A 25,106-nucleotide genomic window follows, 5' to 3' on the forward strand; every position below is an offset into this window, starting at 1 on the left:
CCTAAGGAGCGTGTTGCGCCACCAGCTTCGCTTCACGCTTCGCTCGTTCGCGGAAGATGCGGCGAATGACCTTGCCGGTTGTGGTCAGCGGCATGGAATCGACGAATTCGACCTCGCGCGGGTATTCGTGCGCCGACAGGCGCTCGCGCACCCAGAGCTTGATCTCTTCGGCCAGCGCCGCGTCGCCGACGACCCCGCCCTTGAGCACGACATAGGCCTTCACGATCTCGGTGCGCAGCGCGTCGGGCTTTCCGACCGCAGCCGCCAGCGCCACCGCTGGGTGGCCAGTCAGGCAGTCCTCGATCTCGCCAGGGCCGATGCGGAACCCGGCCGACGTGATGACGTCGTCGTCGCGGCCGAAGAAGGCGACGTAGCCGTCGCGGTCCTCGATGCCCTGATCGCCCGTCGTCATCCAGTCGCCGATGAATTTCTTTTCCGTCGCTTCGGGGTTCTGCCAGTATTCGAGGAACATCACGGGGTTGGGCCTCGCAATGGCGATCTGCCCCGCCTCGCCGGTCGGCACGCGCCTGCCCTCACCGTCAATGATCGCGACCCTGTGGCCGGGCACCGCCCTGCCGATCGCCCCGCCTTTGCTGACGCCGATGCCGGCGCAGGAGGCCAGCACGGCGTTGCACTCGGTCTGGCCGTAGAACTCGTTGACCACCAGCCCAAGCTCGGCTGCGGCCCAGTCGTAGGTTTCGCGCCCCAGCGCCTCGCCGGCCGAACCGATGCTGCGCAGCGGCAGCCGGAAGCGTTTGCGGATTTCGGGCACGGTTTTCAGCATGCGCAGTGCCGTCGGCGGAATGAAGGCATTGCGCACGCCCACCTTCTCGACAAGCACCAGCGCCGCTTCCGGATCGAATTTCTCGAAGCGCGCCGCCACCACAGGCAAGCCGAAGTAGAGCGCCGGCAAAAGCAGGTTGAGCAGGCCTCCGGCCCACGCCCAGTCGGCTGGCGTCCACATCAAGTCGCCTGGCTGCGGCATGAATTCCTGTGCCATCTGGATGCCGGGCAGGTGGCCAAGCAACACCCGATGTCCGTGCAGCGCACCTTTTGGTGGGCCGGTCGTACCCGAGGTGAAAATCATCATCGCCGGATCATCCGGTCCGGTGTTTTCCGCCTCGAAGACCGGGGAATGCGATGCGACCAGCCGGTGGAAATCGTCCTCCCCACCGCCCTCGACAACGACCATAGCCTCAAGCTCGGGTAGCCGCGCGCCGATCTGGCTCACCTTGGCAAAACCCTGCGCGTTGGTGACGACGGCCCTGACGCCGGCCGTCTGCAGCCGATACTCCAGCGCCTCGACGCCGAACAGCAAGGCCAGTGGCACGGCGATCGCGCCGAGCTTGTAGATCGCGATATGGGCGATCGCCGTCTCGAAGCTCTGCGGCAAAAGCAGCGCCACCCGGTCGCCGCGCTTCACGCCCTTGGCGCGCAGTGCGTTGGCAAAGGCATTCGAGCGCCGCGACAGCTCGCCGAACGAAAGCCGCTGTTCCGCACCCTCGACACGATATTCAATCAGCGCCGTGCGTTCGGGGTCGACAGCGGCCCAACGGTCCGAAACGGCGGTCCCGATGTTGAACTTCTTCGGAATGTTCCAGCGGAAATCACGATAGAGGGCGGCGTAGGTGTCGCGCCGTTCGAGCATGGACGTTCGTCTCCGCTCCTCCGCGAGATAAGGTGGTGCCCCTAGCCGGGATCGAACCAGCACTCCTTGCGGAACTCGATTTTGAGTCGAGCGCGTCTACCAATTCCGCCATAGGGGCCTGCCCCAGAAGGACAGAATGGTCGCGGACTATACGGTCGGGCGGCCTGTCGTCAACTGTCCAGGCGGCTGTTTGTGCAACTTCCTTTCCCGGCAGCGCATTCCGGCGCCGGGCAATGCTCTCGCAACCGCATGTCGCGGCGGCTTTCGATTTCGTGAAGCGACCCGGCATTGTGCGGCGCGACAATTCTTCCTACACAGGCAGCGCAGATTTCAAGGGGATCAGATGCTTCGCCGACTCTATGACTGGACCTTGTCGCTCGCGGCAAGGAAATCCGCCGAATGGTGGCTGGCCTTCATCGCCTTTGTCGAAAGCTCGATCTTCCTCGTGCCCGCCGACGTGCTCTACTTGCCGATGGCGCTTTCGCGTCCCGACCGCGCCTACCGCTACGCAATCGTGGCGACGGTCGCTTCGGTGCTCGGAGGCATCGCCGGCTGGTACATCGGCCACTATGCCTTCGAGGCGATCGCCAGGCCGGTGCTCGAATTCTACGGCAAGTATGACGACTTCGAAGCGCTCAAGGTCGCCTCGGGTACCGGCATCATCCTGCTGATGCTGGTGACCTCGGGCCTCGCCCACCTGCCGCCGATCAAGGTCGTGACGATCCTCGCCGGCGTCGTCGGCTTCCCGCTCGGCTGGTTCATCTTCTCGGCGATCGTCGCACGCGGCGCGCGCTTCCTGTTCCTCGCCTGGCTGCTGCGCACCTATGGCGAGCCGATCAGGCAGTTCATCGAGAAGCGTCTCGGCCTGCTCGCCGGCCTGGCTGCCGCCGCCCTCATTTTGCTTTATCTTCTCGTCAGATACCTCCACTGACCGGCCCGGACGGCCGCCAGCACCAGTTCGGACATCAAGACATGACCTCGCTCAGTTCCTCGACCGGCCGCCGCCAGACCCTGGCTGCGCTCTTCCTCGCCTTCGCCATGGCGGCGGTGGTCGGAACAGCTCTCGGCTTCGAACACATCGGCGGCTACCTGCCCTGCAAGCTCTGCCTTGAGCAGCGCACGCCCTACTATGTCGGCGCGCCGTTGATGGCGGTTGCGGCCCTGTCGTCGTCCATGCGCTGGCCGGGCTGGTTGAGTCGCGGCCTGCTGGTCGCCGGCGGCCTGCTGATGCTCTACGGTCTCTATCTCGGCGTCTTCCATGCTGGCGTCGAATGGCGCTGGTGGGCCGGCCCGGCCGACTGCGCCGCGGTGACCGGAACGATCGACACCGGCGGAAAGGGCCTGCTCGACATCCTCAATGAGGTCGTGCCGCCACGTTGTGAAGATGCCGCGCTGCGCGTGCTCGGCCTGTCCTTCGCCGGCTGGAACGTCATCGCCAGTGCGTTGCTGGCGTTCGTCGCCATGCGCGCCGCGTTCAAGAAGGCTTGAGCAAGACAGATCGAGGCAGGGTCCGCCAAGAATTCGTCAGGGTGAGTCGAATGACTGGGCTTTCGGGAGCCGGGCGTAGCGGTCATGAGGTCCGTGGGAACCGAAAGCTCGCGGTGAACTCTACGGCTCGAGTTCGACATCCCAGTAGAGGTAGTCCACCCAGCTTTCATGCAGATGGTTGGGCGGAAACAGCCGGCCATTGTTGTGCAGGTCATGCACTGTCGGCTGGAACGGCTTCTGCAGCGGCCACATCTTGGCCTGAGCCGGCATCAGCCCGCCCTTCCTGAGATTGCAGGGTGAGCAGGCGGCGACGACGTTTTCCCAGGTCGTCGCACCACCGCTGTGGCGTGGGACGACGTGATCGAAGGTCAGATCCTCGGGCGTGCCGCAATACTGGCACTGGAAGCGGTCGCGCAGGAACACGTTGAAACGCGTGAATGCCGGGTAGCGCGAAGGCTTCACATAGTGCTTCAGGCTGACGACGCTCGGCAGCTTCATCGAAAAAGTGGGCGAAGACACCGCGTGGTCGTATTCGGCGACGATGTTGACCCGATCAAGGAACACCGCCTTGATCGCATCCTGCCAGGACCACAGCGACAAGGGGTAGTAGCTGAGCGGACGGTAATCCGCGTTCAGCACTAGTGCTGGGAGCCCATCCGGAGACACGGCAACCGTCACTTCGCTTACCTCCTTGGTCTTCGAACCTAACGGTGCGAATACTGTAAGCCCGAGGTGACAGGAATGTGAAGCGCCTAGCCGGTCATAAACCCCGTCAAAATTGCGCGATCTTGCGCATTTACTGAGGATTTCCGGCCGGCGGCGCGCCATCGCGGCCACGGGTTTCGCGATAATACGCCCAGAACAGCCTCGAGGCGACTCCCCGCCACGGCGCCCATGATTCGGCAAGCCGAATCAGCGCCTTCTCTCCCGGCCGCGGATCGATGCCGAGCGCCTGGCCGACAGCCGACTGCAGGGCCACGTCGCGTGCCGGAAAAATGTCCGGATGGCCTGCGGCAAACAGCAGATACACTTCCGCGGTCCATGGCCCGATGCCGGGTATCGCGACCAGCCGCTCCATGGCCTCGCCGGCATCCAGCAGGCACAGGCCGTCGAGGTCGAGCCCTTGGCTCGCCGCCTGGGCGACCGCCAGCAGCGTCCGCTGCTTGGGCCGCGACAGGCCGGCCAGACGGAAGACATCCTCGCCTGCGCCAAGCAGCGCATCAGGCGTCAGCGGATCGATGAGGCTGGCCAGGCGACCGAAGATCGCCTTGGCGCTCGCCGTCGAGACCTGCTGCGAAACAATGATCGACGCCAGGCTGGCGAAGCCCGGATCGGTGAGCCTCAGCGGCACCTCGCCGGCAGCGCCGCGCACTGCCGCCAGCCGCGGATCGAGCGCGCAAAGGGCATCGAGGCCGCTTGCAATGTCATCGAGGTTGGAAATCCGGCGCATGGCGTCTCTTGTCGGGTTGCGGCGGACAACGTAGCAATCGGCGCAGCAGACGTTCAATCCGAAACCGCAACGTTCATGACCGCTCCTGTCTTTCGCTTCGCCCCTAGCCCGAACGGCGAGTTGCATCTTGGCCATGCGCTGTCGGCGCTGACCAACCAGCGCATGGCCGACGGCTGTGGCGGCCGGTTGCTTCTGCGCATCGAAGACATTGACCTGACCCGCTGCACGCTGGAGTTCGAGGCCGCGATCCTGCGCGACCTGACCTGGCTCGGCATGCGTTGGGAGGAGCCTGTTCGGCGGCAATCGGAGCATTTCGGCGCATACGCCGAAGCGCTCGACCGGTTGCGGCGCGAGGATCTTGTCTACCCTGCATTCATGAGCCGCGGCGAAATCCGGGCGGCGATCGTCGAGCATGAGGCCGGCGGACAACACTGGCCGCGCGACCCCGATGGTGCCCCGCTATATCCGGGCAATGACAGGCGCCTGTCGATGCGGCAGCGCTCCGAACGCATCGATGCCGCCACGCCCTTCGCCTGGCGGCTCGATACGGCGGCAGCGCTGTCGCGCCTGAAAAGCCGCATAGGCTGGCGCGAATGGGCCGACGAAACGATGAGTGCCTCCGAAGCTATCTTCGCCGATCCGCTTGAGTGGGGGGACGTCATCATCGCCCGGCGCGAGATTCCGACCAGCTACCATTTGTCGGTGGTCGTCGATGACGCGCTGCAGGGCGTGAGCCACGTCGTGCGTGGCCGCGACCTCTATTTCGCGACCTCGCTGCAGCGGCTGCTGCAGGACGCGCTTGGACTGCCGCAGCCCACCTATTTTCACCATCGCCTGGTGCTCGGACCGGATGGACGCAAGCTCTCCAAGAGCCTGCGCGACACCGGCCTGGACGCGTTGCGCCAGGCCGGTGAGACGCCGCAGTCGGTCAGGTCGAAGCTAGGGCTGCAATAACCGCGCGATGCCGGCCTTCAGCAGCGCAAGCACGCTGATGAAGACGAACGCTCCGCCGAGCCCCCAGGCAACGGCAAGGTTGAGTTCGCGCAATGTAATGCCATAGCTGTTTGCGATCAGCACAGCTCCGAAGAACCCTGCCGTAAACAAGATCATGTTGCCGATCGGGCCAAAGCCGTCGTCCTTCATGATGGCGTCGAGTGCTGCGCCAAAGAAGAACGCCATGACAGCGACGAACGCGACCGCCATCATCAACCAGCCGGGGTCGAGATTCCACAACATCAGCAGTCCTCTCAGAGGCCGAAGTGCAGTTGTCTCCCGGCCGCATCCGGGACGTTGGGTTCCAGATCGGATCGTCGGATCAGGCGGACTGAATCTATGGATCAATCGTTTCGTTTTGCTTGCCCGAATATTCGGCATTAGAGCGATCTCATTAAGTCCTCGCCGGGCAAGTCGCCCGACCATGCCCGTGGTGTCCTCAATGACCTCTCCCAAGCGGCTGATCCCGGCCACCTTCGTGCTGCTGTGGGCGACCGGCTTCATCGGCGCACGCTACGCCATGCCATGGGCGGAACCCTTCACCTTCCTGGCCGTGCGCTTCGTATTGGCCTTCGTGATTCTCGGCGGCATCATCCTGGCGATCGGCGCGAAGCGCCTTGGGCCGCGCGCCGTCTTCCACGCTGTGCTGATCGGCATGATGCTGCACGGCGTTTACCTCGGCGGCGTCTTCTGGGCGATCCATCAGGGCCTGCCGGCTGGAATGTCGGCGCTGATCGCCGGACTGCAGCCGCTCGTCACTGCCGTATTGGCCGGCAAGCTGCTGGGCGAACAGATCCGCCCGCGCCATTGGATCGGACTGGCTGTCGGGTTCGTCGGCGTCGTCACGGTCTTGTGGCCCAAGCTCGGTGCCATCGGCGGCGGCGTCACCTGGCAGACACTGACCGCTTCGCTCATCGCCATGGCCGGCATCAGCGCCGGCACCATCTGGCAGAAGCGCGCCGGCTCGACCGGCGATCTGGTGACCGGTACATTCTGGCAATATGTCGGCGCCGCGATCCTGATGACAATCGCCTCATTCGCCTTCGAAACGCGGCAGACAACGATCAACGGCGAGCTGATCTTCGCCATGGCCTGGCTGGTTCTGGTGCTGTCGATCGGCGCCATCTTCCTGCTGATGGTGATGATCCGCGACGGCGAAATGTCGAAAGTCGCGTCGCTGTTCTACCTGGTGCCGGCAGTAACCGCAGTCATCGCCTGGCTGCTGTTCGGTGAGCAACTGTCGACCATCCAGCTCGTCGGTATGGCGATCGCCACCTTGGGCGTGGGCCTGGCGACCGCTCAGCCAGGCACGCGGGCACGCGCTTCCAGGTAGCGGCTGATCGCGGCGTTGAGTTCGCCGCCCAGGATGAAGATCGCCGAGATGATGTAGAGGAACACGATCGCGATCATGATCGAGGCCAGTCCGGCATAGGTCGTCACGTAGGACGCGAAAGTATCGAGATAGGCAGCGAACACCGTAGACCCGATCAGCCAGGCGACAAGTGTGAAGATGATGCCCGGCACGATGCTGAGGAAGCGGCGCCGGCCGGCGGGCAACCACATATGCACCGCAACCAGGCCCAGGACGATGACCGCCGAGGCGACGGAGAATCGCCACACGGTGATGGTGCCCATATAGGGCTTGATCCATTCGAACCTGGCTTCAAGGATGCGCGCGATGATCGGCGCGAAGACCAGCAGCACCGAAATGGCAACGAAGCTGACCGTGGCGATGAAAACGAAAATCAGGCTTTGGGTGCGCCGGAACCAGATCGTGCGCGTTTCGACGACGCGGTAGGCGCGGTTGAGCGAGGTGCGCAGCGCCTCGACGCCGTTTGAGGCGAAGTAGGCCGCAAGCACCACACCGTAGGTCAACAGGTCGGTTCGCTGTACCGTCAGCACGTTGACCACCTCCCGGGCGATCGGGGCAGCGATCTGGTCGGGCCAGGTGTCGAACACCAGATGCACCGCCGTTTCGGCAAAAGCGTCAGCGCCGAGGAAGCTGGCCAGCGTGGTGGCGAAGATGAGGAACGGAAACAGCGCCATCAACGCCGAGATCGCGAGATGACTGGCCATTGCCCAGCCGTCGTCGTCATGGAAATGGCCGACTGCGTCGAAGAGCACGCGCCGCACGGCGACGATCTTGCGCATCAGCTCCAGTTTACCGCTCCATCCGATTGTTTCCAAGTCGCGAATATGGGAAGGGTTTGACCCAAATGGCAAGTCTTGGCGCAGTGAAGTGAGCTCAATCAAGGAGTTACGCACGATAATCGTCACCGGCGCATCGTCCGGCATCGGCGCCTATTGCGCGCGCGCGCTGAAGGCCGAGGGCTGGCGCGTCTTTGCCACGGCGCGCAAGCCCGACGATATCGCTGCGCTCGAGTCCGCCGGGATCGAGGCATTTTACCTCGACTATGCCGATCCGGTTTCGATTGAAACCCTGGTTGAGGCCGTGCTTGCGCGTACCGGCGGAAGCCTCGGCGCGCTGTTCAACAACGGCGCCCACGCCCAGGCTGGTGCTGTCGAGGACCTGCCGGTTGCGGCGTTGCGCGACCAGTTCGAGGCCAACTTCTTCGGCTGGCATGACCTGACGCGCCGCATCGTGCCCATCATGCGGGCGCAGGGCCAGGGCCGCATCGTCAACTGTTCGTCGATCCTCGGGCTGACGCCGGTGCCATTCCGCGGCGCCTATGCCGCCTCCAAGCATGCGCTCGAAGGGCTGATGCTGTGCATGCGCCAGGAACTGGCGGGTTCGGGCGTGCATGTCTCGATGATCGAGCCCGGACCCGTGACCTCGAAGATCGCCAGCAATGGCCTGCCATGGTTCCAGCGCTACATCGACCGCGAGCATTCGGTGCATCACGAGGCCTATCGCGCCCAGATCGCCCGGCTGTCGGGCGGCGGCTCCAAATCGCGGCTGAAGCTGGGTCCGGACGCCGTGTATGCGGTATTGCGACACGCCCTGCTGTCGCCGCGCCCCCGTCCACATTATGTTGTGACGATTCCGGCGAGAATCGGCGTCACGCTGAAGCGGCTTCTTCCGGCCTCGCTGCTTTACAGGATACTGGCGCGTCAGGGCTGAGACCGGCGACGGCCAACAGGACAGGAAACTTGCATGGCATCCGTGTTCAACATCATCGCCGTCCTCTTCATGGTCGCCGTCGTGATCGTGCTGATCCGCGGCCTGATCAACATGTTGCGCGGCGGCTCGGGCAGCACCTCGAACAAGCTGATGCAGGCGCGCGTGCTGCTCCAGGCCATCGCGCTGGTATTCATCGTACTGACTCTCTATTTCACGCACCGCTGAGCAGGTATCGGCATGGTCAAGCTCAACAAGATCTACACCCGCACCGGCGACGACGGCACGACGGGGCTTGGCAGCGGCGAACGCCGCCTGAAGTCCGACCTTCGCGTCGAGGCCTATGGCGCCGTCGACGAGGCCAACGCCTGCATCGGCATGGCGCGCGTGCATACCGCTGCCGAGAACCCCGACATCGATGCGATGCTCAACCGCATCCAGAACGACATGTTCGACCTCGGCGCCGATCTCTCCACGCCCGACACCGGCAAGGACCTTGGCTACGAGCCGCTGCGCATCGTGGCTTCGCAGACGGCGCGCATCGAAGCCGATATCGATCTTCTGAACGCCAATCTGGCGCCGCTGCGCTCGTTTGTGCTGAACGGCGGCTCACCTGCGGCGGCGGCGCTTCATCTTGCCCGTACCGTGGCGCGGCGCGCCGAGCGGGTCATGGTAGCGCTCAGCCAGGACCCGGCAGAGCATGTCAACCGCGAGGGCATCCGCTACATCAACCGCGTGTCCGACCTGCTGTTCGTTGCTGCCCGCGTCGTCAATGACAACGGAAAAGCCGATGTGTTATGGGTGCCGGGTAAGAATCGATAACCGACAATTGCGCCAGGAGGGCGGAAGCGAGCCGCATGTTCATTCCGCTCTACGATTCGAACCATCTGCGCCACATCAGGCTTCAATACGTCACCTTCGGCCTGATCGCCTTCAACGTCATCGCCTATTTCGTCACCACGCTCGGCACCGAAGAGTTCATGACGGCCGCGGTGCTCGGCCTAGGCTACATTCCCTCCGTCGTCCATGATACCGCCGAGCTGTCGCCGGACCTGGTCATCATCCCGGAGCAACTGAGCTACGTCACCTATTCCTTCCTGCACGGCGATATCTTCCACCTTCTCGGCAACATGCTGTTCTTGTGGGTGTTCGGCGACAACGTCGAAGACGCGCTCGGCCATTTCCGCTTCCTGATCTTCTATCTGCTGTGCGCGGTGGCCGGCGCCTATCTGCATGGCTGGATCATCCCCGACTCCGAGACCCCGCTGATCGGCGCGTCCGGCGCCATAGCCGGTGTGGTCGTCGCGTATCTGATCCTTTACCCACGCGTGAAGGTATGGGTGCTGGCTTTCGCCCGAATCCCGCTGCGCATCCCGGCCTGGATTCCATTGATACTGTGGGTCGTCTTCCAGTTCGGCATGATAGCCATCGGTGGCGACGACGAAGTCAGCTGGGCGGCCCATGTCGGCGGCATCATCGCGGGGGCGATCCTGGTGGTGCTGCTGCGCAGCCGCGACGTTCCGCTGTTTGCCGAAGCCGAGCAGACAGCGGCAGCGCCAAAACAGGCGGAGGAGCCCGTCGCGCCGGGGCCTCAACCACAGCCACCGACTGCCCCTCAGGCCGCCCCGCGCTGGGGCCGGCAAAGGTAAAGAGCAAAGCGGGTTTTCAAACGATTTGACGTCCAAACGGATATTGACAGCCGACTTCGCCCACAACTACGGTCCGCGCGCTTGCGGCAGCCCTCCCGCTACCAAAAGCACGAGATCAAGTCTGTTTTTCCGCTCAGTATGTCGGCAATCGACAATTGCGCGGCCCCAAGCGCTGCTATAGCGCGCACAATATCGCTGTTCAGAGAGGTACCAAGCCGATGAAAGTTCTCGTCCCGGTGAAGCGGGTTGTCGATGCGAACGTGAAGGTGCGCGTGAAGAGCGACGGTTCGGGCGTTGAGCTCGCCAATGTGAAGATGGCGATGAACCCGTTCGACGAGATCGCCGTCGAAGAGGCGATCCGGCTCAAGGAAGCCGGCAAGGTCGAGGAGATCGTCGTCGTCTCGATCGGAGCTGCCCAGGCCCAGGAAACGCTGCGCACGGCGCTCGCCATGGGCGCCGACCGCGCCATCCTCGTCAAGGTCGACGAAGCCGTCGAGCCGCTCGGCGTCGCCAAGGTGCTGAAGGGCGTGGTCGAGGCTGAACAGCCGGGCCTGGTGCTGCTCGGCAAGCAGGCGATCGACGACGATTCGAACCAGACCGGCCAGATGCTGGCGGCGCTGCTGGGCTGGGCCCAGGGCACGTTTGCCTCGAGGATCGAACTCGCCGGCGATCGTGCCAAGGTGACGCGCGAAGTTGACGGCGGCCTGCAGACCGTCGACCTCAAGATGCCTGCCATCGTGACGGTCGACCTGCGCCTCAACCAGCCGCGCTACGCCTCGCTGCCCAACATCATGAAGGCCAAGAAGAAGCCGCTCGACGAAAAGACCGCGGCAGATTTCGGCGCCGACGTCACACCGCGCCTCAAGGTCATCAAGACCGAGGAGCCGGGTGGCCGCAAGGCTGGCGTCAAGGTCAAGTCTGTCGCCGAGCTTGTCGACAAGCTGAAGAACGAAGCCGGCGTGCTCTAGGCGAAGCGGAAAGGGATCAAAAACATGGCAATTCTCCTCATCGCCGAACACGACAACGCTTCGCTCTCCGACCAGACCGCCAAGGCGCTGTCGGCGGCGCTCAAGATCGGCTCCGACATCGACGTGCTGGTTGCCGGCAAGGGTGCTGCGGCTGCCGCCGATGCGGCCGCCAAGCTCAAGGGCGTGCGCAAGGTTCTGCTCGCCGAGGCCGACGAGCTGGCCGAGCGCCTGGCCGAGCCGACCGCGGCTCTCATTGTCGGCCTCGCCGGCAACTACGATGCCATCGTCGCTGCCGCGACCTCGACCGGCAAGAACGTCGCCCCGCGCGTCGCAGCCCTCCTCGACGTCGCCCAGGTGTCGGAAATCATCGAGGTGATCTCGGCCGACACCTTCAAGCGGCCGATCTACGCCGGCAACGCCATCCAGACGGTGCAGGCGACCGACGCCAAGAAGGTCATCACCGTCCGCACCGCTTCCTTCCAGGCGGCACCTGAAGGCGGTTCGGCCGCCGTCGAGACTGTCTCGGCTGCCGCCAACCCGGGCCTGTCGACCTTCGTCGAAAACAAGCTGTCGGAGAGCGACCGTCCGGAGCTGACCTCGGCCAAGATCATCATCTCGGGCGGCCGGGCGCTGGGTTCCGCCGAGAAGTTCCAGGAAGTCATCCTGCCGGTCGCCGACAAGCTCGGCGCCGCTGTCGGCGCCTCGCGCGCCGCGGTCGACGCCGGCTACGCCCCCAACGACTGGCAGGTCGGCCAGACCGGCAAGGTCGTGGCGCCGGATCTCTACATCGCCTGCGGCATTTCGGGCGCCATCCAGCACCTCGCCGGCATGAAGGACTCCAAGGTCATCGTCGCCATCAACAAGGACGAAGAGGCGCCGATCTTCCAGGTCGCCGACTACGGCATCGTCGGCGACCTCTTCACCGTCCTGCCGGAACTCGAAAAGGCGCTTTGACGCCTTGCCGGGTGAGGTATTAAATGTGATGGCCGGGGTAGACGAACGCTACCCCGGCCATTTAGTTTGCATTGCACAAATTCATAAAAAGACGACGGGATAGGTGTGATGACGGGTAAGATCGAGACGGTCGGCATTGTTGGTGCGGGCCAGATGGGCGGCGGGATCGCATATGTTTCGGCGCTGGCCGGATATAATGTGCTGATCTACGACATCTCTCCCGAGCGCATCGAAAAGGGCATCGCCACCATCAACGGCAACCTGGCCCGCCACGTCGCCTCGGGCAAGCTCGACGACCAGGCGCGCAAGGACGCCATGGCGCGCATTTCCTCAGCACCGGCAATGGCTGATCTCGCCAGCGCGGACCTGGTCATCGAGGCGGCAACCGAAGACGAGACGATCAAGCGCAAGATCTACGCGCAGCTCTGTCCGCTGCTCAATCCGGAGGCTGTCCTCGCCACCAACACGTCGTCGATCTCGATCACCCGCCTTGCGGCTCAGACCGATCGTCCGGAACGCTTCATCGGCATCCACTTCATGAACCCGGTTCCGGTGATGAAACTGGTCGAGCTGGTGCGCGGCATCGCCACCGAGGACAAGACCTTCGAGGCGGCCAAGGAATTTGTCCGCAACCTCGACAAGACGGTCACCGTCTCCGAAGACTTCCCCGCCTTCATCGTCAACCGCATCCTTTTGCCGATGATCAACGAGGCGATCTATACGCTCTACGAAGGCGTCGGCACCGTTGAAGCCATCGACACCGCGATGAAGCTCGGCGCCAACCACCCGATGGGACCGCTGCAGCTGGCCGATTTCATCGGCCTCGACACCTGCCTGTCGATCATGCAGGTGCTGCATGACGGCCTGTCGGATTCGAAGTATCGCCCCTGCCCGCTGCTGGTGAAGTATGTCGAAGCTGGCTGGCTCGGCCGCAAGACCGGCCGCGGCTTCTACGACTATCGCGGCGAGCACCCGGTTCCGACGCGCTAGCAGCCGTCAGTTCAAAAGGTTGGGCGCATGCCAGCCCGGTGTCGACTCCGGCTGTGGCTCGTGCCGCCGGGCTGGAAAGGTGCCTCGGCCACCGAGGGCGGATGCGCGCGGCGATGTCGGCGGCGTTGACCGGTGATGTTCCAGGCAGGAAGACGGCGAGCTGGATCGCCGCAACGATCATGCGCAGCGCCTCGTCGCCCTCGTCGTGGCCGAAGCGGGTCTTAAAATTCGAGCGATCCGGCTTAAGGAGTGCTGTTGGGCGGTCGTGCGTCCTTCGACAGGCTCAGGATGAGGAGCGTGGGTGCCGGCAGCTACCCTGAAGGCTCAGTTCGAGGCAGCGTCAGCGCCAACGTCCTCATCCTGAGCCTGTCGAAGGACGCACGACAGAGCAATTGCACCAGCGAAGCGCGCCACCCTCGCCAGCCTAGACCCTCTTCCCGTCGCTGCCGAAGAAATGCAGCTTTTCGCGCCTCGCAAAGATCGGCAGCTGGTCCCCGGCCTGCACTTCCGTGCGACCAGCCACGCGCACGACGATCTTGCCGCCGCCGGCCTGGCAGTAGAGGAAACTCTCGGCGCCCACCGGTTCGACGCCTTCGATATTGGCCATCAGCCGGAGGCCGTCATTCGAGGTGGCGCCGTCCACCCCCACCTCGCAATCCTCCGGCCTGAAGCCGATCGTCGTGGCATTGCCGGCCACCGCAGGAAGCGTGATGGCGCCTTCGAGCTGGCCGCCGCGCAGCGGCAAGAGATTCATCGGCGGCGCGCCGATGAAGGAGGCGACGAAGGTCGAGGCCGGCTTCTCGTAGATGTCGAGCGGCGCGCCTAGCTGCTCGACCAGGCCGGCGTTCATCACCACCAGGACGTCGGCCAGCGTCATTGCCTCGAGCTGGTCATGGGTGACATAGACCGAGGTGACGCCGAGCTTGCGCTGCAGGCTCTTGATCTCGACCCGCATCTGGCCGCGCAGCTTGGCGTCGAGGTTGGAGAGCGGCTCGTCGAACAGGAAGACCTTGGGGTTGCGCACGATGGCGCGGCCCATGGCGACGCGCTGGCGCTGGCCGCCCGACAGTTCGCGCGGGCGGCGTTCGAGCAAGTGATCGAGTTCCAGCGTCTGGGCTGTGGCGCGCACCCGCCTGTCGATTTCCTCCTTGGGCGTGCCGCGGTTGCGCAGGCCATAGGCCATATTGTCGTAGACCTTCATATGCGGATAGAGCGCATAGTTCTGGAACACCATGGCAATGTCGCGTTCGGTCGGGCCGATGGCGTTGACCACCTTGCCGTCGATCGAGCAAGTGCCGGCCGAGATGGTTTCGAGGCCTGCTACCATGCGTAACAGCGTGGACTTGCCGCAGCCCGACGGCCCGACGAGCACGCACAGTGCCTTGTCCGGGATGGCGATCGACACGCCCTTCACCGCTTCGACGCCGCCCGGATAGACCTTGCGTACGTCCTTGAGATCGACGGTTGCCATTATTTCTCCGTTTCAACGAGACCGCGGACGAACCAGCGCTGCATCAGCACCACGACCAGGATCGGCGGGATGATGGCGAGCATCGAAGTGACCATCACCAGATGCCATTCGGTGTCGGCGTCGGCGAAAGAGATCATCTTCCTGAGCGCAATCACGATGGTGTTCATGTCGTTGCGGTTGGTGACGAGCAGCGGCCAGAGATATTGCGTCCAGCCATAGATGAAGAGGATGACGAACAAGGCCGCCATGTTGGTGCGCGACAAGGGCAGCAGGATATCCTTGAAGAAGCGCCAGGGACCCGCGCCATCGACCCGTGCCGCCTCGACCAGTTCACCCGGAATGGTGAGGAAGAATTGGCGGAACAGGAGCGTCGCCGTCGCCGACGCGATCAGCGGCACGATCAGCCCGGCATAGGTGTCGATCAGGCCGAGATCGACCATCACCTTGTAGGTCGGCAGGATGCGGACCTCGACCGGCAGCATCAGCGTGATGAAGATCAGCCAGAAGAACACCATCCGACCCGGGAAGCGGAAAAAGACGATGGCATAGGCCGACAGGATCGAGATGATGATCTTGCCGATGGCGATGCCGAGCGCAACGATGGTGGTGTTAAGCAGGAGCGTCGTGACGCTGACTCCGCCGATGCGCCCGACGCCGCCGAACAGCGCCTCGGAGTAGTTCTCGACAAAACGGTCGCCCGGCAACAGCGGCAGCGGCGGCCGCAGGATCGTCTGCAGCGAATGCGTCGAGGCGACGAAGGTGTAGTAGATCGGGAAGGCGACGATCACGATGCCGAGGATCAGGATAGCGTGCGCGACATAGATGCTGGCCGCCGACTGGCCAATCATCAGCTTGTCGTGCCCGCTTGCGGGCGGAAGTGCCTTCGGCTCAGCCATAATGCACCTTCTTTTCGACATAGCGGAACTGGATCGCGGTCAGCGCAATCACGATGACCATCAGGATCACCGACTGCGCCGCCGAGTCGCCGAGGATCAGATTGACGAAGCCGTCATTGTAGACCTTGTAGACCAGCGTCTCGGTGGCCTTGCCCGGACCGCCGCCTGTGACGGCGTGGATGATGCCGAAGGTGTCGAAGAAGGCATAGACGGTGTTGACCACGAGCAGGAAGAAGGTGGTCGGCGCGAGCAGCGGGAAGACGATCGTCCAGAAGCGCTTGTTCTCGCCGGCGCCATCGATGGCCGCCGCCTCGATCAGCGTCTTGGGGATCGCCTGCAGGCCGGCGACGAAAAACAGGAAGTTGTAGCTGATCTGCTTCCATGAAGCGGCGGCCACAACCAGCACCATCGCCTGATCGCCGTCGAGCAACGGATCCCAGTGGATGCCGAGCCAGCGCAGGCCATAGGCCAGCGAACCGATCGACGGGTTGAACAGGAAAAGCCACAGCATGCCGGCGATCGCCGGCGCGACCGCGTAAGGCCAGATCATCAGGGTGCGGTAGAGGCCGCGGCTGCGCACCACCTTCTCGGCCATGACGGCAAGAAGCAGCGCCGTGCCCATGGCGACGGCGGCGGTGGCGATCGAGAAGACAGCCGTGACCTGAACCGAATTCAGGTAGTTCGGATCCGACAGCACCTTCTTGAAATTGGCGAACCAGACGAACTTCGAGGACAGCCCGAACGGGTCTTCGCGCAGCATCGATTGGCGCAACGCCTGGCTGGCCGGCCAGTAAAAGAAGACCATGGTGATCGCCAGCTGCGGCGCGACCAGCAGGTAGGGCAGGATCTTGTTGGGAAAGACGACGCGTGGGGACAATGCGGGCCTCGTATAGGGCGTTTCGCCTTTCGGCTCAGCGTTTGCGCCGCCCCTCACCCTTACCCTCTCCCCGTGAAGGACGGGGAGAGGGAGGGCGTTCACCGTGCCGCTTGTCCCTTCTCCCCGTCGTTACGGGGAGAAGGTGCCGGCAGGCGGATGAGGGGCGGCGCTACGATGACATTAAGCGAGCATCAGTTGCCGATCGCTTCCTGGATCGCCTTGTTGCCCCGCGCAACAGCGTTGTCGAGGGCCTGCTGCGCGGTCTGCTGACCGGCGAGCATCTTCTCGTACTCTTCGTTCTGGATGTCGCGGACCTGCGGCAGGTTGACGAGGCGCACACCCTTCGAGTTTTCGGTCGGGGCCTTGCCCATCATCTGCTTGATCGGGATCTCGCGGGCCGGATTCTTGTCGTAGAAGCCCGACTTCTTGGTTTCCTCGTAAGCGGCGAGCGTCACCGGCAGGTAGCCAGAAACCTGGTGCAGGCGAGCCTGGATCGGCGTCTGCGACAGGAAGTTGAAGAACGCGGCGACGCCCTTGTACTGCTCTTCGGGCAGGCCGGCGAAGACCCACAGCGAAGCGCCGCCCGGGATGGTGTTCTGCGGCGCACCCGCAGCGTCAGCCTCGTAAGGCAGCTGGCCGGTGCCATAGTTCATGCCGGACTTGACGATGTCGCCGAGACCGCCGGAGGATTCGGTGAAGATGCCGCATTCGCCGGCGAGGAAGATCTGCTTGGCCTCGGAGGTGCGGCCGCCATACTTGAAGGTGCCGTCCTTGGCGAGGTCGGCGAGCTCCTGGAAGTGCTTGACGAATGCCGGGGCGTTGATCTTGAGCTCGACGTCAGTGCCGCCGATGCCGTTTTCATTGGTGCCGTAGGACACATTGTTCCAGGCGGCGAAATTCTCGGTGTGGATCCAGGTCAGCCAGGTCGAGGTGAAGCCGCAAGGGGCAGCACCGCTCGACCTGATCTTCTTGGCGGCGTCCCAGACCTCGGCCCAGGTCTTGGGCGGGTTGTCGACATCGAGGCCGGCCTTCTGGAAGATGTCCTTGTTGTAATAGAGGATCGGCGAGGACGAATTGTACGGGAACGACAGCATCGTGCCGTCGGGCTTCGAATAGTAGGCTACGATGCCCGGCAGGTACTGGCTCTTGTCGAACGCCTGGCCGCCCATCGACAGGATCTCGGCGACCGGCTTGATCGCGCCTTCGGCACCCATCATCGTGCCCGTGCCGGCATCGAAGACCTGCATGATGGCAGGCGGCTGCTTGGCGCGGAAGGCGGCGATGCCGGCGTTCAGCGTCTCGGGGTAGGTGCCCTTGAAGACCGGAACGATCTTGTATTCGCTCTGGCTCTTGTTGAACTCGTCGGACAGCTGGTTGACGACCTCGTTGTTCGCGCCGGTCATGGCGTGCCACCACGAAATCTCGGTGACTGCGAAGGCGGAGGTGCTGGAAAGCAACGTAATGGTGGCGGCAACTCCGGCCGCGAAGCCTAGGGTCTTCATGTCTCGCTCCCGTTCTGGTTGGCGAAATGTTTAGTTCCGCGGGGAGCAGTATTGTCGGATTATGACAGCGCTACAACAGTTTTGTAGCGATCGCATGAAGGTCGCACTTGGCTCGCTTCGATTTCACTTTCTCCACAACCTCATGACAGGCTTTCGCTTTTCCAGAAAACGAAAGCAACTCGGCAAGAATTAGACCCATCTCAACTGCCGGCAACACCGGCCAGCGAAAGGCTGGAAATGGAATAGATATGCCACGCAGGCCTCTTCGTGGATGAAAACCGCGAAAGCGTCGGCTCAACAATGCAATCTTGAATTGCAGATGCAAGATAACAAGAGTGTGTGGACGTGTGGGCCTTATTTGGCGAGCGCGGCCTCGATGAGCTTCTTGGCGTCGGGGCTGGCCCACTCCGCCGGGCCGTTCATGTTAGCGAGCAGGCAGCCGTCGCCGTCGACCAGCAGCGTGACCGGCAAGCCGAGCGCCAGGCCCTGCTTCTTCAGGTCATTGAACAGCGCGAGCGTGTTGTCGCGATAGAAGCCGAGCGAAGCGATGCCGATCTCCTCGAAAAACTTCTTCGGCTTGCTGTCGTCGCCGGTGTCGACATTGACCGCAACGACCTCGAAATTCTCGCCGCCCATTTCGCGCTCGAGTGCGTCGAGCGCGGGCATCTCGGCACGGCAGGGCGCGCACCATGTCGCCCACAGATTGATGAGCAGCGTACGGCCGGAATGGTCGGCGACGGTCATCGGCTTTCCGTCCGGACCGTTGAAGGCGAGGTTCTTCAGCGAGCGCGGCGGATCGGCCGGCATCATCGCCGCGACATGGCCGGTGGCGGCGGCGGCAATTGCCTTTGCGCTGTCCGCCTTGGCGGCGCAGAGCTTGTCGTCAGCGCTGGCGGAAGAAGCCGTGTCGTTCGCCACCACTGCTGGCGCCGGCATCTTGTTGCCAGGAAGGGTCGAGCTGACATATACCGCGACCGCGCCGGCGATCACGCCCGCGACGGCGGCAAGAGCGATATGGCGTGACGTGGGAAACATTTTTCTGCGGTCCGACATCTAATCAATTTTCTCCGGAGCCCGGGTATCACGATGAGCGACAAGAAGGCCAGCAACCAGATGTGGGGCGGACGTTTTGCCTCGGGCCCGGCCGCGATCATGGAGGCGATCAACGCCTCGATCGGCTTCGACAAGAAGCTCTACGCCCAGGACATCCGCGGGTCCGTCGCCCATTCCGAAATGCTGGCGTCAACGGGCATTATTTCGTCCGAGGATCAACAGAAAATCGCTCACGGGCTGAACACGATCCTGCGAGAAATCGAGGACGGCAAGTTCGCCTTCTCGACGCGGCTCGAAGACATCCACATGAACATCGAGGCCCGGCTTGCCGATTTGATCGGGCCGTCCGCCGGTCGCCTGCACACGGCACGCTCGCGCAACGACCAGGTGGCGGTCGATTTCCGCCTCTGGGTCAAGGACGAGTTCCACCGCGTCGCCGAGGCGCTGAAGGGGCTGATCGCGGCCTTCCTCGAACGCGCCGAACAGCACGCCTCGACCGTCATGCCCGGCTTCACCCATCTCCAGACGGCCCAGCCGGTGACCTTCGGCCACCATTGCATGGCCTATGTCGAGATGTTCGCCCGCGACTTGAGCCGCGTCCGCGACGCCATCGAGCGCATGAACGAAAGCCCGCTGGGCGCCGCCGCCCTTGCCGGCACCGGCTTCCCCATCGACCGCTTCCAGACGGCCAAGGCGCTCGGTTTCCGCGAGCCGACCCGCAACTCGCTCGACAGCGTGTCGGACCGCGACTACGCGCTGGAATTCCTGTCGGTGGCGGCGATCTGCGCCACGCACCTGTCGCGCCTCGCGGAGGAGATCGTCATCTGGTCGACGCCGCAGTTCGGCTTCGTGCGCCTGTCGGACAGTTTCTCCACCGGCTCATCGATCATGCCGCAGAAGAAGAACCCCGACGCCGCCGAGCTGGTGCGCGCCAAGACCGGCCGCGTCAACGGCCATCTGGTCGGCCTTTTGACTGTCATGAAGGGCCTGCCGCTGACCTATTCCAAGGACATGCAGGAAGACAAGGAAGCGGTGTTCGACGCTGCCGAGACGCTCGACCTGATGCTTGCCGCGATGACCGGCATGGTCGGCGACATGACCATCAACGACCAGGCGATGAAGAAGGCTGCCGGCTCGGGCTACTCGACCGCGACCGACCTGGCCGACTGGCTGGTGCGTACCCTCGGCATGCCGTTCCGCGAGGCCCATCATGTCACCGGGCGCGCAGTGGCTTTGGCCGAAAGCAAGAAGGTCGGGCTGGAAAAACTTGCGCTCGAAGACCTGCAGTCGATCAATCCGGGAATTACCGAGGACATCTTCTCGGTTCTGTCAGTGCAGAACTCGGTCAAGAGCCGCACGTCATTCGGCGGCACGGCTCCAGCCGAGGTCAAGAAGCAGATCCGCTACTGGAAGAAACGTCTCGCGAAAGCTTGATCTATCCGGGGTGCAAAGCCCGAGAATCTCCGCTACAAGCGGCGGGATATTTTCGCGGACGGGTGGATCGATGACCGCTGGCAGGATTTTGGCAACGCTTGGGCTGATGGCGGCGGTCGGCATGGTTTCGGCCTGCGGCCGCAAGGGTGACCTCGATACCCCCTATGACGCGGCCGTGCAGGCCCAGAAGGACGCGCAGAAGGCCGGCCAGCCAGCAACTGCAACGCCGCAGAAACCGGTCGCGGACAAGCCTTTCATCCTTGACCCGCTGCTTTAGCCATCTGGTAATATGCCCCCTCACCCGGCCTCCGCTTCGCTCGGCCACCCTCTCCCCAAGGGGAGAGGAGATGCGCGACCGCTGCGGCTCGCCTCTTCTTCCCAACGGGGAGAAGGTGGCCCGAAGGGCCGGATGAGGGGGCCAACAGCTCAAACGGAATTGCCGTGAACCATTTCGACTATCGTGACGGCGTTCTGCATGCCGAAGACGTGGCGCTGACCGACATTGCCCAGGCCGTCGGCACGCCATTCTACTGCTATTCCACGGCGACCCTGACACGCCATTTCGAGGTTTTTTCCAAAGCCTTCGCCGACCTCGACGCTCTGGTCTGCTACGCCATGAAGGCGAACTCCAACCAGGCCGTACTTAGAACGCTGGCCAGGCTCGGCGCGGGTGCCGACGTTGTCTCCGAAGGCGAGATGCGGCGCGCGCTTGCAGCCGGCATCCCGGCCAGGAAAGTCGTCTTTTCAGGTGTTGGCAAGACGGCGCGCGAAATGGACTTTGCGCTGCAGGCCGGCATCCTGTGCTTCAACGTCGAATCTGAGCCGGAGCTTGAGCTGCTCTCGGCGCGCGCGGTGGCCAACGGCAAGATCGCCCCGGTGTCGCTGCGCATCAACCCGGACGTCGACGCCAAGACCCACAAGAAGATCTCAACCGGACTGGCCGAGAACAAGTTCGGCATTCCGCATCAGCGCGCGCGCGACGTCTATGCCCGCGCGGCAAGCCTGCCCGGCCTCAAGGTCGCCGGCATTGACATGCATATCGGCAGCCAGATCACCGAACTGCAGCCGTTCGACGACGCCTTTGCGCTGTTGGTCGAGCTTGTGGCGACGCTGAAGGCCGATGGTCATGCCATCGAGCATGTCGACCTCGGCGGCGGTCTCGGCATTCCCTACAAGACCGACAATTCGCCGCCGCCGCTGCCCGACGCCTATGCCGCGATCGTGCACAAGCATGTGAGCAAGCTCGGTCTCAAGGTGATGTTCGAGCCGGGCCGGCTGATCGTCGGCAATGCCGGCATACTGGTGTCCGAAGTCATCTACGTGAAGGAAGGCGACGCCAGGAACTTCCTCATCGTCGACGCGGCGATGAACGACCTGATCAGGCCTACACTCTACGACGCCTTCCACGACATCCGCCCGGTGGTGCAACCGGCGGCCACCGCGCCGCGCATGATGGTGGACATCGTCGGTCCGGTTTGCGAGACCGGCGACTATCTCGGCCTCGACCGCGATTTGCCCAAGCTCAAGTCGGGCGACCTGATCGCGGTCAGCACCGCCGGCGCCTACGGCGCAGTGCAGGCCGGCACCTACAACACGCGACCGTTGATCCCCGAAGTGCTCGTCGACGGCGACCGATTCCACGTCGTGCGCAAGCGCCAGACCTACGACGAACTGATCGGCCTCGATTCCGTGCCGGACTGGCTGGCGTAGGAGCGTCGGACCGATTGAGGGCAGTGGGTCGGTCATGCGTCCTTCGACAAGCTCAGGATGAGGACCGCTAGCGGCATCTCGTCGAACCGTTCAAAATCGACTCTTTCAACGTGCGCGCCGTCAGCACCAACGGTCCTCATCCTGAGCTTGTCGAAGGACGCACCACCAACCAACCGCGCCAAATCGATCGACAATCAGCGAACGTAAACCTGGGGGCGGCACTTTCACGATTGCGTTGGTCGCCTCGCCTTCGCCGTGATTGATGGTATTCTGCGATAGGCAGGCGGCGGCACCGACGCCGCCCGAGCGGAAGGGCCGATGACGGAACCGGACAGATCAGCGCTTCACCGCAGCCTCCAGGCCAGCCTCGGCAGGACACGGCTTGCCGTGGCGGCCACGATGATTGTCGAGCGCTTCTGGCCCCTCGTCCTGCCGTTGCTCGTCGTGACGAGCCTGTTTCTCAGCCTCTCCTGGCTTGGCCTGTTCCGCGTGCTGCCCGATATGCTTCGGTTGGCGCTGACAGTCGCTTTCGCCCTCGCCGGTCTGGCCTCGCTTTACCCATTGCGCTTTTTCCGTATGCCGACATGGCCCGAGATCGACAGCCGCGTCGAGCGCGCCAACCAGCTTACGCACAATCCGGTTCAGGTTCAGACGGATCGCCCTTCCGGCAAGCCGGACAGCTTCGGCGACGCCTTGTGGCGCGAGCATCAGAAGCGCATGGCCGAGCGACTTGGCGGCCTTGGCGGCGATCTGCCGCGAACACGCGTGCCGGAGCGCGATCCATGGGCGCTGCGCGCAGCGGCAGCGTTGCTGTTTGTCTGCGCCTTTGCGTTTTCCTTCGGCCCGATGGGCGGCCGCGCCGGCGACGCCTTTCGCGCCCATGCCGCGCGTGACGTCGTTCCCCCGCGTATCGACGCCTGGGTGACACCGCCGACCTATACCGGCAAGGCGCCAATCTTCCTCACCGCCGACGCCAAAAAGGACAAGGCAGCGGTCGTCGTGCCCGAAGGCAGCGAACTGTCGCTCCGCGTCACCGGGGGCAATGGCGCTGAAACGCTCGCCTTCACCGACGCCACGGGCAATGTCAGGGACATCCCGCCAACCGGACCGGCAGCCGATCCGGCGAAGCCCGCGACAGCCGGCCCGGCGGCATCCGTCCGGCAGTTCACCAGCAAGCTTGCCGCCGAAGGCCAGATCACGCTCAGGTCAGGCGACGATGAACTCGACAGCTGGGCCTTCATGATGACGCCCGACAATCCGCCGACGATCCGTTTCGTCGGCGAGCCGAAACGCGCCGTCAACGGCACGCTGGAACTCAACTACGCCATCGAAGACGACTACGGCGCGGCTTCGGCGAAGTCTGAGTTCGCTCTGTCCGAGCCACAGGCGCCGCAGGCGCGGCCGCTCTTCGGCGCACCGGAAATGCCGCTGGCCTTGCCCCGCCGGGGCGCCGCCAAGAAGCCGACCAGGGCGACGCGCGATCTGACTGAACACGTCTGGGCCGGAGCGCCGGTGAAGCTGACGCTTCAGTCCGTGGACGACGCCGGCCAGGAAGCCAGGAGCGAAACCAAGACGTTCATCCTGCCCGAGCGTCCGTTCACCAATCCGCTGGCCCGAGCCGTCATCGAGCAGCGCCGGCTGATCGGCCTCGACGCCAATGCCAAGCGCCGCGTGCTCGACCTGATGGACGCGGTCACGCTCAGGCCGGAAGACACGATCCAGAATCCGTCTCACTACCTGGCCCTGATGAGCGCCCGTACCCGGCTCAAGCTCGCCGGTACGGACGATCAGCTCCGCGAGGTCGTGTCCTATCTCTGGCAGGTGGCGCTCGGGATCGAGGACGGCGACCTGTCGGCCGCAGAAAAGCGCCTGCGGCAGGCCCAGCAGGCATTGCAGGACGCGCTGGACAGAAATGCCAGCGACGAAGAGATCGACAAGCTGATGGCCGAATTGCGCCAGGCGATGAACGACTTCCTGCGTGAATTCGCCGAACGCAACCAGCAAAACCAGACCGCGCAGAACCAGCAGCCGGCACAGGAACTGCGCGAGAGCGACCTGCAGCGCATGCTCGACCAGATCGAGAACCTGGCCAAGTCGGGCAATCGCGACCAGGCCAAGGAGTTGCTGTCGCAACTCCAGAACATGATGAACAACCTGCAGGCCGGGCGGCGCCAGCGAGGCCAGCAGAGTCAGCAGAATTCCGAGATGCGCCAGCAGATGGACAAGCTCGGCGAGATCATGCGCCGCCAGCAAGAGATGATGAACGAGACGTTCCGCATGGATCAGATGCAGCGCGGCCAGCAGCCGAGCGATCCGTTCGGCGACAACCGCGACCCCGGCCAGCAGGACCAGCAGCAGGGTCAGGGCCAGCAGGGCAAACCGATGACGCCGGAAGAGTTCGCCGACGCCCTCAAGCAGCTGCAGCAAGGCCAAGGGCAGCTCCAAAAGGATCTCGAAGCGCTGATGAAGGGCCTCGAGGGCCTCGGCATCAAGCCTGGAGAGGGTTTCGGCGAGGCGGACAAGTCGATGGAGCAGGCTGAAGGTTCGCTCGGCAAGGGCGAAGGCGACCGTGCCGTTGGCCATCAGGGCCGCGCCCTGGAAGCCCTGCGCCAGGGCGCGCAGGACATGATGCAGCAGATGCAGGCGATGCAAGGCGACGAAGGTGGCAGCCAGGACGGCGGACGCCAGCAGAATGCCGACCGCGACCCGCTCGGCCGCCCCCGCGCAACGACCTCGCCGGATTTCGGCGATTCGGTGAAGGTGCCCGACGAAATCGATGTTCAGCGCGCGCGCCAGATCCTGGAAGCGATCCGCAAGCGCCTCGGCAATGCGCTGAGCCCGGAACTGGAACGCCAGTATCTCGAGCGCCTGCTACAGCCTCAGTAGGTTCGGTCCAGCGACAACTCATCCCGCCGCCACGGCGGGCCTTCCGCTGCCACGGCGT

General features: G+C 63.9%; 25 protein-coding genes and 1 tRNA gene. 15 read left to right on the top strand and 11 right to left on the bottom strand.

Translation table 11 applies throughout. The features are described from left to right. Position 1 precedes the first annotated feature (1 nt). Positions 2-1,648, bottom strand: coding sequence for an AMP-binding protein (locus PCJ21_RS09505; protein WP_269931158.1), 1,647 nt, complete (start codon positions 1,646-1,648; stop codon positions 2-4). 33 nt (positions 1,649-1,681) lie between these two features. After that, positions 1,682-1,766, bottom strand: a tRNA-Leu gene (locus tag PCJ21_RS09510). Positions 1,767-1,991: 225 nt separating this feature from the next. On the opposite strand from PCJ21_RS09510, the gene PCJ21_RS09515 reads away from it, so the two are divergent. Next, entirely contained in the window at positions 1,992-2,579 is a 588-nt protein-coding gene (locus tag PCJ21_RS09515) for a YqaA family protein (RefSeq protein ID WP_269931159.1), read from the top strand. Between the two features lie 41 nt (positions 2,580-2,620). Then, positions 2,621-3,136, top strand: coding sequence for a disulfide bond formation protein B (locus PCJ21_RS09520; RefSeq protein ID WP_269931160.1), 516 nt, complete (start codon positions 2,621-2,623; stop codon positions 3,134-3,136). 120 nt (positions 3,137-3,256) lie between these two features. On the opposite strand, the gene PCJ21_RS09525 is transcribed toward PCJ21_RS09520, so the two are convergent. Together PCJ21_RS09525 and PCJ21_RS09530 are read right to left on the bottom strand one after the other, a co-directional pair. Then, the gene (locus PCJ21_RS09525; protein ID WP_269931161.1) at positions 3,257-3,814 is read right to left on the bottom strand and encodes an HNH endonuclease; all 558 of its coding nucleotides are present in this window, start codon (positions 3,812-3,814) and stop codon (positions 3,257-3,259) included. A gap of 118 nt (positions 3,815-3,932) precedes the next feature. Continuing rightward, positions 3,933-4,586, bottom strand: coding sequence for a DNA-3-methyladenine glycosylase family protein (locus tag PCJ21_RS09530; RefSeq protein WP_269931162.1), 654 nt, complete (start codon positions 4,584-4,586; stop codon positions 3,933-3,935). Between the two features lie 75 nt (positions 4,587-4,661). Between PCJ21_RS09530 and gluQRS the strand changes: the two genes are divergently transcribed. Beyond that, positions 4,662-5,540, top strand: coding sequence for a tRNA glutamyl-Q(34) synthetase GluQRS (gluQRS, locus tag PCJ21_RS09535; protein ID WP_269931163.1), 879 nt, complete (start codon positions 4,662-4,664; stop codon positions 5,538-5,540). Here gluQRS and PCJ21_RS09540 read toward each other — a convergent pair. After that, positions 5,526-5,822 carry a hypothetical protein gene (locus tag PCJ21_RS09540; RefSeq protein ID WP_269931164.1) on the bottom strand — a complete coding sequence of 99 codons (297 nt, stop codon included), beginning with the start codon at positions 5,820-5,822 and terminating at the stop codon, positions 5,526-5,528. The two genes, gluQRS and PCJ21_RS09540, sit on opposite strands and share 15 nt — an antisense overlap. A 199-nt stretch (positions 5,823-6,021) precedes the next feature. Here PCJ21_RS09540 and PCJ21_RS09545 point away from each other — a divergent pair, with 199 nt between their 5' ends. Continuing rightward, positions 6,022-6,912: a DMT family transporter gene (locus tag PCJ21_RS09545; protein WP_269931165.1), complete on the top strand. Its 891-nt coding sequence runs from the start codon at positions 6,022-6,024 to the stop codon at positions 6,910-6,912. On the opposite strand, the gene PCJ21_RS09550 is transcribed toward PCJ21_RS09545, so the two are convergent. Next, positions 6,879-7,730: a YihY/virulence factor BrkB family protein gene (locus PCJ21_RS09550; RefSeq protein ID WP_269931166.1), complete on the bottom strand. Its 852-nt coding sequence runs from the start codon at positions 7,728-7,730 to the stop codon at positions 6,879-6,881. The two genes, PCJ21_RS09545 and PCJ21_RS09550, sit on opposite strands and share 34 nt — an antisense overlap. A gap of 97 nt (positions 7,731-7,827) precedes the next feature. Here PCJ21_RS09550 and PCJ21_RS09555 point away from each other — a divergent pair, with 97 nt between their 5' ends. The 7 genes from PCJ21_RS09555 (at position 7,828) to PCJ21_RS09585 (ending at position 13,219) form a co-directional block, all read left to right on the top strand. After that, positions 7,828-8,661 carry an SDR family oxidoreductase gene (locus tag PCJ21_RS09555; RefSeq protein WP_442866000.1) on the top strand — a complete coding sequence of 278 codons (834 nt, stop codon included), beginning with the start codon at positions 7,828-7,830 and terminating at the stop codon, positions 8,659-8,661. A 33-nt stretch (positions 8,662-8,694) separates the two neighbouring features. Continuing rightward, positions 8,695-8,886, top strand: coding sequence for a twin transmembrane helix small protein (locus PCJ21_RS09560; RefSeq protein ID WP_269931168.1), 192 nt, complete (start codon positions 8,695-8,697; stop codon positions 8,884-8,886). A 12-nt stretch (positions 8,887-8,898) separates the two neighbouring features. Further along, on the top strand, positions 8,899-9,480 hold the full coding sequence (locus PCJ21_RS09565) for a cob(I)yrinic acid a,c-diamide adenosyltransferase (RefSeq protein ID WP_269931169.1): 582 nt from the start codon (positions 8,899-8,901) through the stop codon (positions 9,478-9,480). 35 nt (positions 9,481-9,515) lie between these two features. Continuing rightward, positions 9,516-10,307, top strand: a complete 792-nt coding sequence (locus PCJ21_RS09570) for a rhomboid family intramembrane serine protease (protein WP_269931170.1) — start codon at positions 9,516-9,518, stop codon at positions 10,305-10,307. Between the two features lie 218 nt (positions 10,308-10,525). Beyond that, positions 10,526-11,275 carry an electron transfer flavoprotein subunit beta/FixA family protein gene (locus PCJ21_RS09575; protein WP_269931171.1) on the top strand — a complete coding sequence of 250 codons (750 nt, stop codon included), beginning with the start codon at positions 10,526-10,528 and terminating at the stop codon, positions 11,273-11,275. A gap of 24 nt (positions 11,276-11,299) precedes the next feature. After that, complete coding sequence (locus PCJ21_RS09580; protein WP_269931172.1) at positions 11,300-12,229, top strand: electron transfer flavoprotein subunit alpha/FixB family protein; 930 nt, start codon at positions 11,300-11,302, stop codon at positions 12,227-12,229. Positions 12,230-12,337: 108 nt separating this feature from the next. Next, the gene (locus tag PCJ21_RS09585; RefSeq protein WP_269931173.1) at positions 12,338-13,219 is read left to right on the top strand and encodes a 3-hydroxybutyryl-CoA dehydrogenase; all 882 of its coding nucleotides are present in this window, start codon (positions 12,338-12,340) and stop codon (positions 13,217-13,219) included. Between the two features lie 424 nt (positions 13,220-13,643). Here PCJ21_RS09585 and ugpC read toward each other — a convergent pair whose 3' ends face one another. From ugpC to tlpA, 5 genes are all read right to left on the bottom strand, one after another. Next, the gene (gene ugpC / locus PCJ21_RS09590) at positions 13,644-14,690 is read right to left on the bottom strand and encodes a sn-glycerol-3-phosphate ABC transporter ATP-binding protein UgpC (RefSeq protein ID WP_269931174.1); all 1,047 of its coding nucleotides are present in this window, start codon (positions 14,688-14,690) and stop codon (positions 13,644-13,646) included. Further along, positions 14,690-15,538 (bottom strand): sn-glycerol-3-phosphate ABC transporter permease UgpE, encoded by an 849-nt coding sequence (ugpE, locus tag PCJ21_RS09595; protein ID WP_269931508.1) that lies wholly within the window; start codon positions 15,536-15,538, stop codon positions 14,690-14,692. The genes ugpC and ugpE overlap by 1 nt, the downstream gene beginning before the upstream one ends. 40 nt (positions 15,539-15,578) lie before the next feature. Further along, positions 15,579-16,463 (bottom strand): sn-glycerol-3-phosphate ABC transporter permease UgpA, encoded by an 885-nt coding sequence (gene ugpA / locus PCJ21_RS09600; protein WP_269931175.1) that lies wholly within the window; start codon positions 16,461-16,463, stop codon positions 15,579-15,581. A 191-nt stretch (positions 16,464-16,654) separates the two neighbouring features. After that, positions 16,655-17,965: a sn-glycerol-3-phosphate ABC transporter substrate-binding protein UgpB gene (ugpB, locus tag PCJ21_RS09605; RefSeq protein WP_269931176.1), complete on the bottom strand. Its 1,311-nt coding sequence runs from the start codon at positions 17,963-17,965 to the stop codon at positions 16,655-16,657. Positions 17,966-18,319: 354 nt separating this feature from the next. Next, positions 18,320-19,018 carry a thiol:disulfide interchange protein TlpA gene (gene tlpA, locus PCJ21_RS09610; protein WP_269931177.1) on the bottom strand — a complete coding sequence of 233 codons (699 nt, stop codon included), beginning with the start codon at positions 19,016-19,018 and terminating at the stop codon, positions 18,320-18,322. A gap of 33 nt (positions 19,019-19,051) precedes the next feature. Here tlpA and argH point away from each other — a divergent pair, with 33 nt between their 5' ends. From argH to PCJ21_RS09630, 4 genes are all read left to right on the top strand, one after another. Next, entirely contained in the window at positions 19,052-20,452 is a 1,401-nt protein-coding gene (argH, locus tag PCJ21_RS09615) for an argininosuccinate lyase (protein ID WP_269931178.1), read from the top strand. 70 nt (positions 20,453-20,522) lie between these two features. Next, positions 20,523-20,729: an LPS translocon maturation chaperone LptM gene (lptM, locus tag PCJ21_RS09620; protein WP_269931179.1), complete on the top strand. Its 207-nt coding sequence runs from the start codon at positions 20,523-20,525 to the stop codon at positions 20,727-20,729. 164 nt (positions 20,730-20,893) lie between these two features. Continuing rightward, positions 20,894-22,162, top strand: coding sequence for a diaminopimelate decarboxylase (gene lysA, locus PCJ21_RS09625; RefSeq protein ID WP_269931180.1), 1,269 nt, complete (start codon positions 20,894-20,896; stop codon positions 22,160-22,162). A 318-nt stretch (positions 22,163-22,480) separates the two neighbouring features. Beyond that, positions 22,481-25,048, top strand: coding sequence for a TIGR02302 family protein (locus tag PCJ21_RS09630; protein WP_269931181.1), 2,568 nt, complete (start codon positions 22,481-22,483; stop codon positions 25,046-25,048). Positions 25,049-25,106: the final 58 nt, after the last annotated feature.

The sequence above is a fragment of the Aminobacter sp. HY435 genome (genome assembly GCF_027568395.1).
Taxonomy (GTDB): domain Bacteria; phylum Pseudomonadota; class Alphaproteobacteria; order Rhizobiales; family Rhizobiaceae; genus Aminobacter.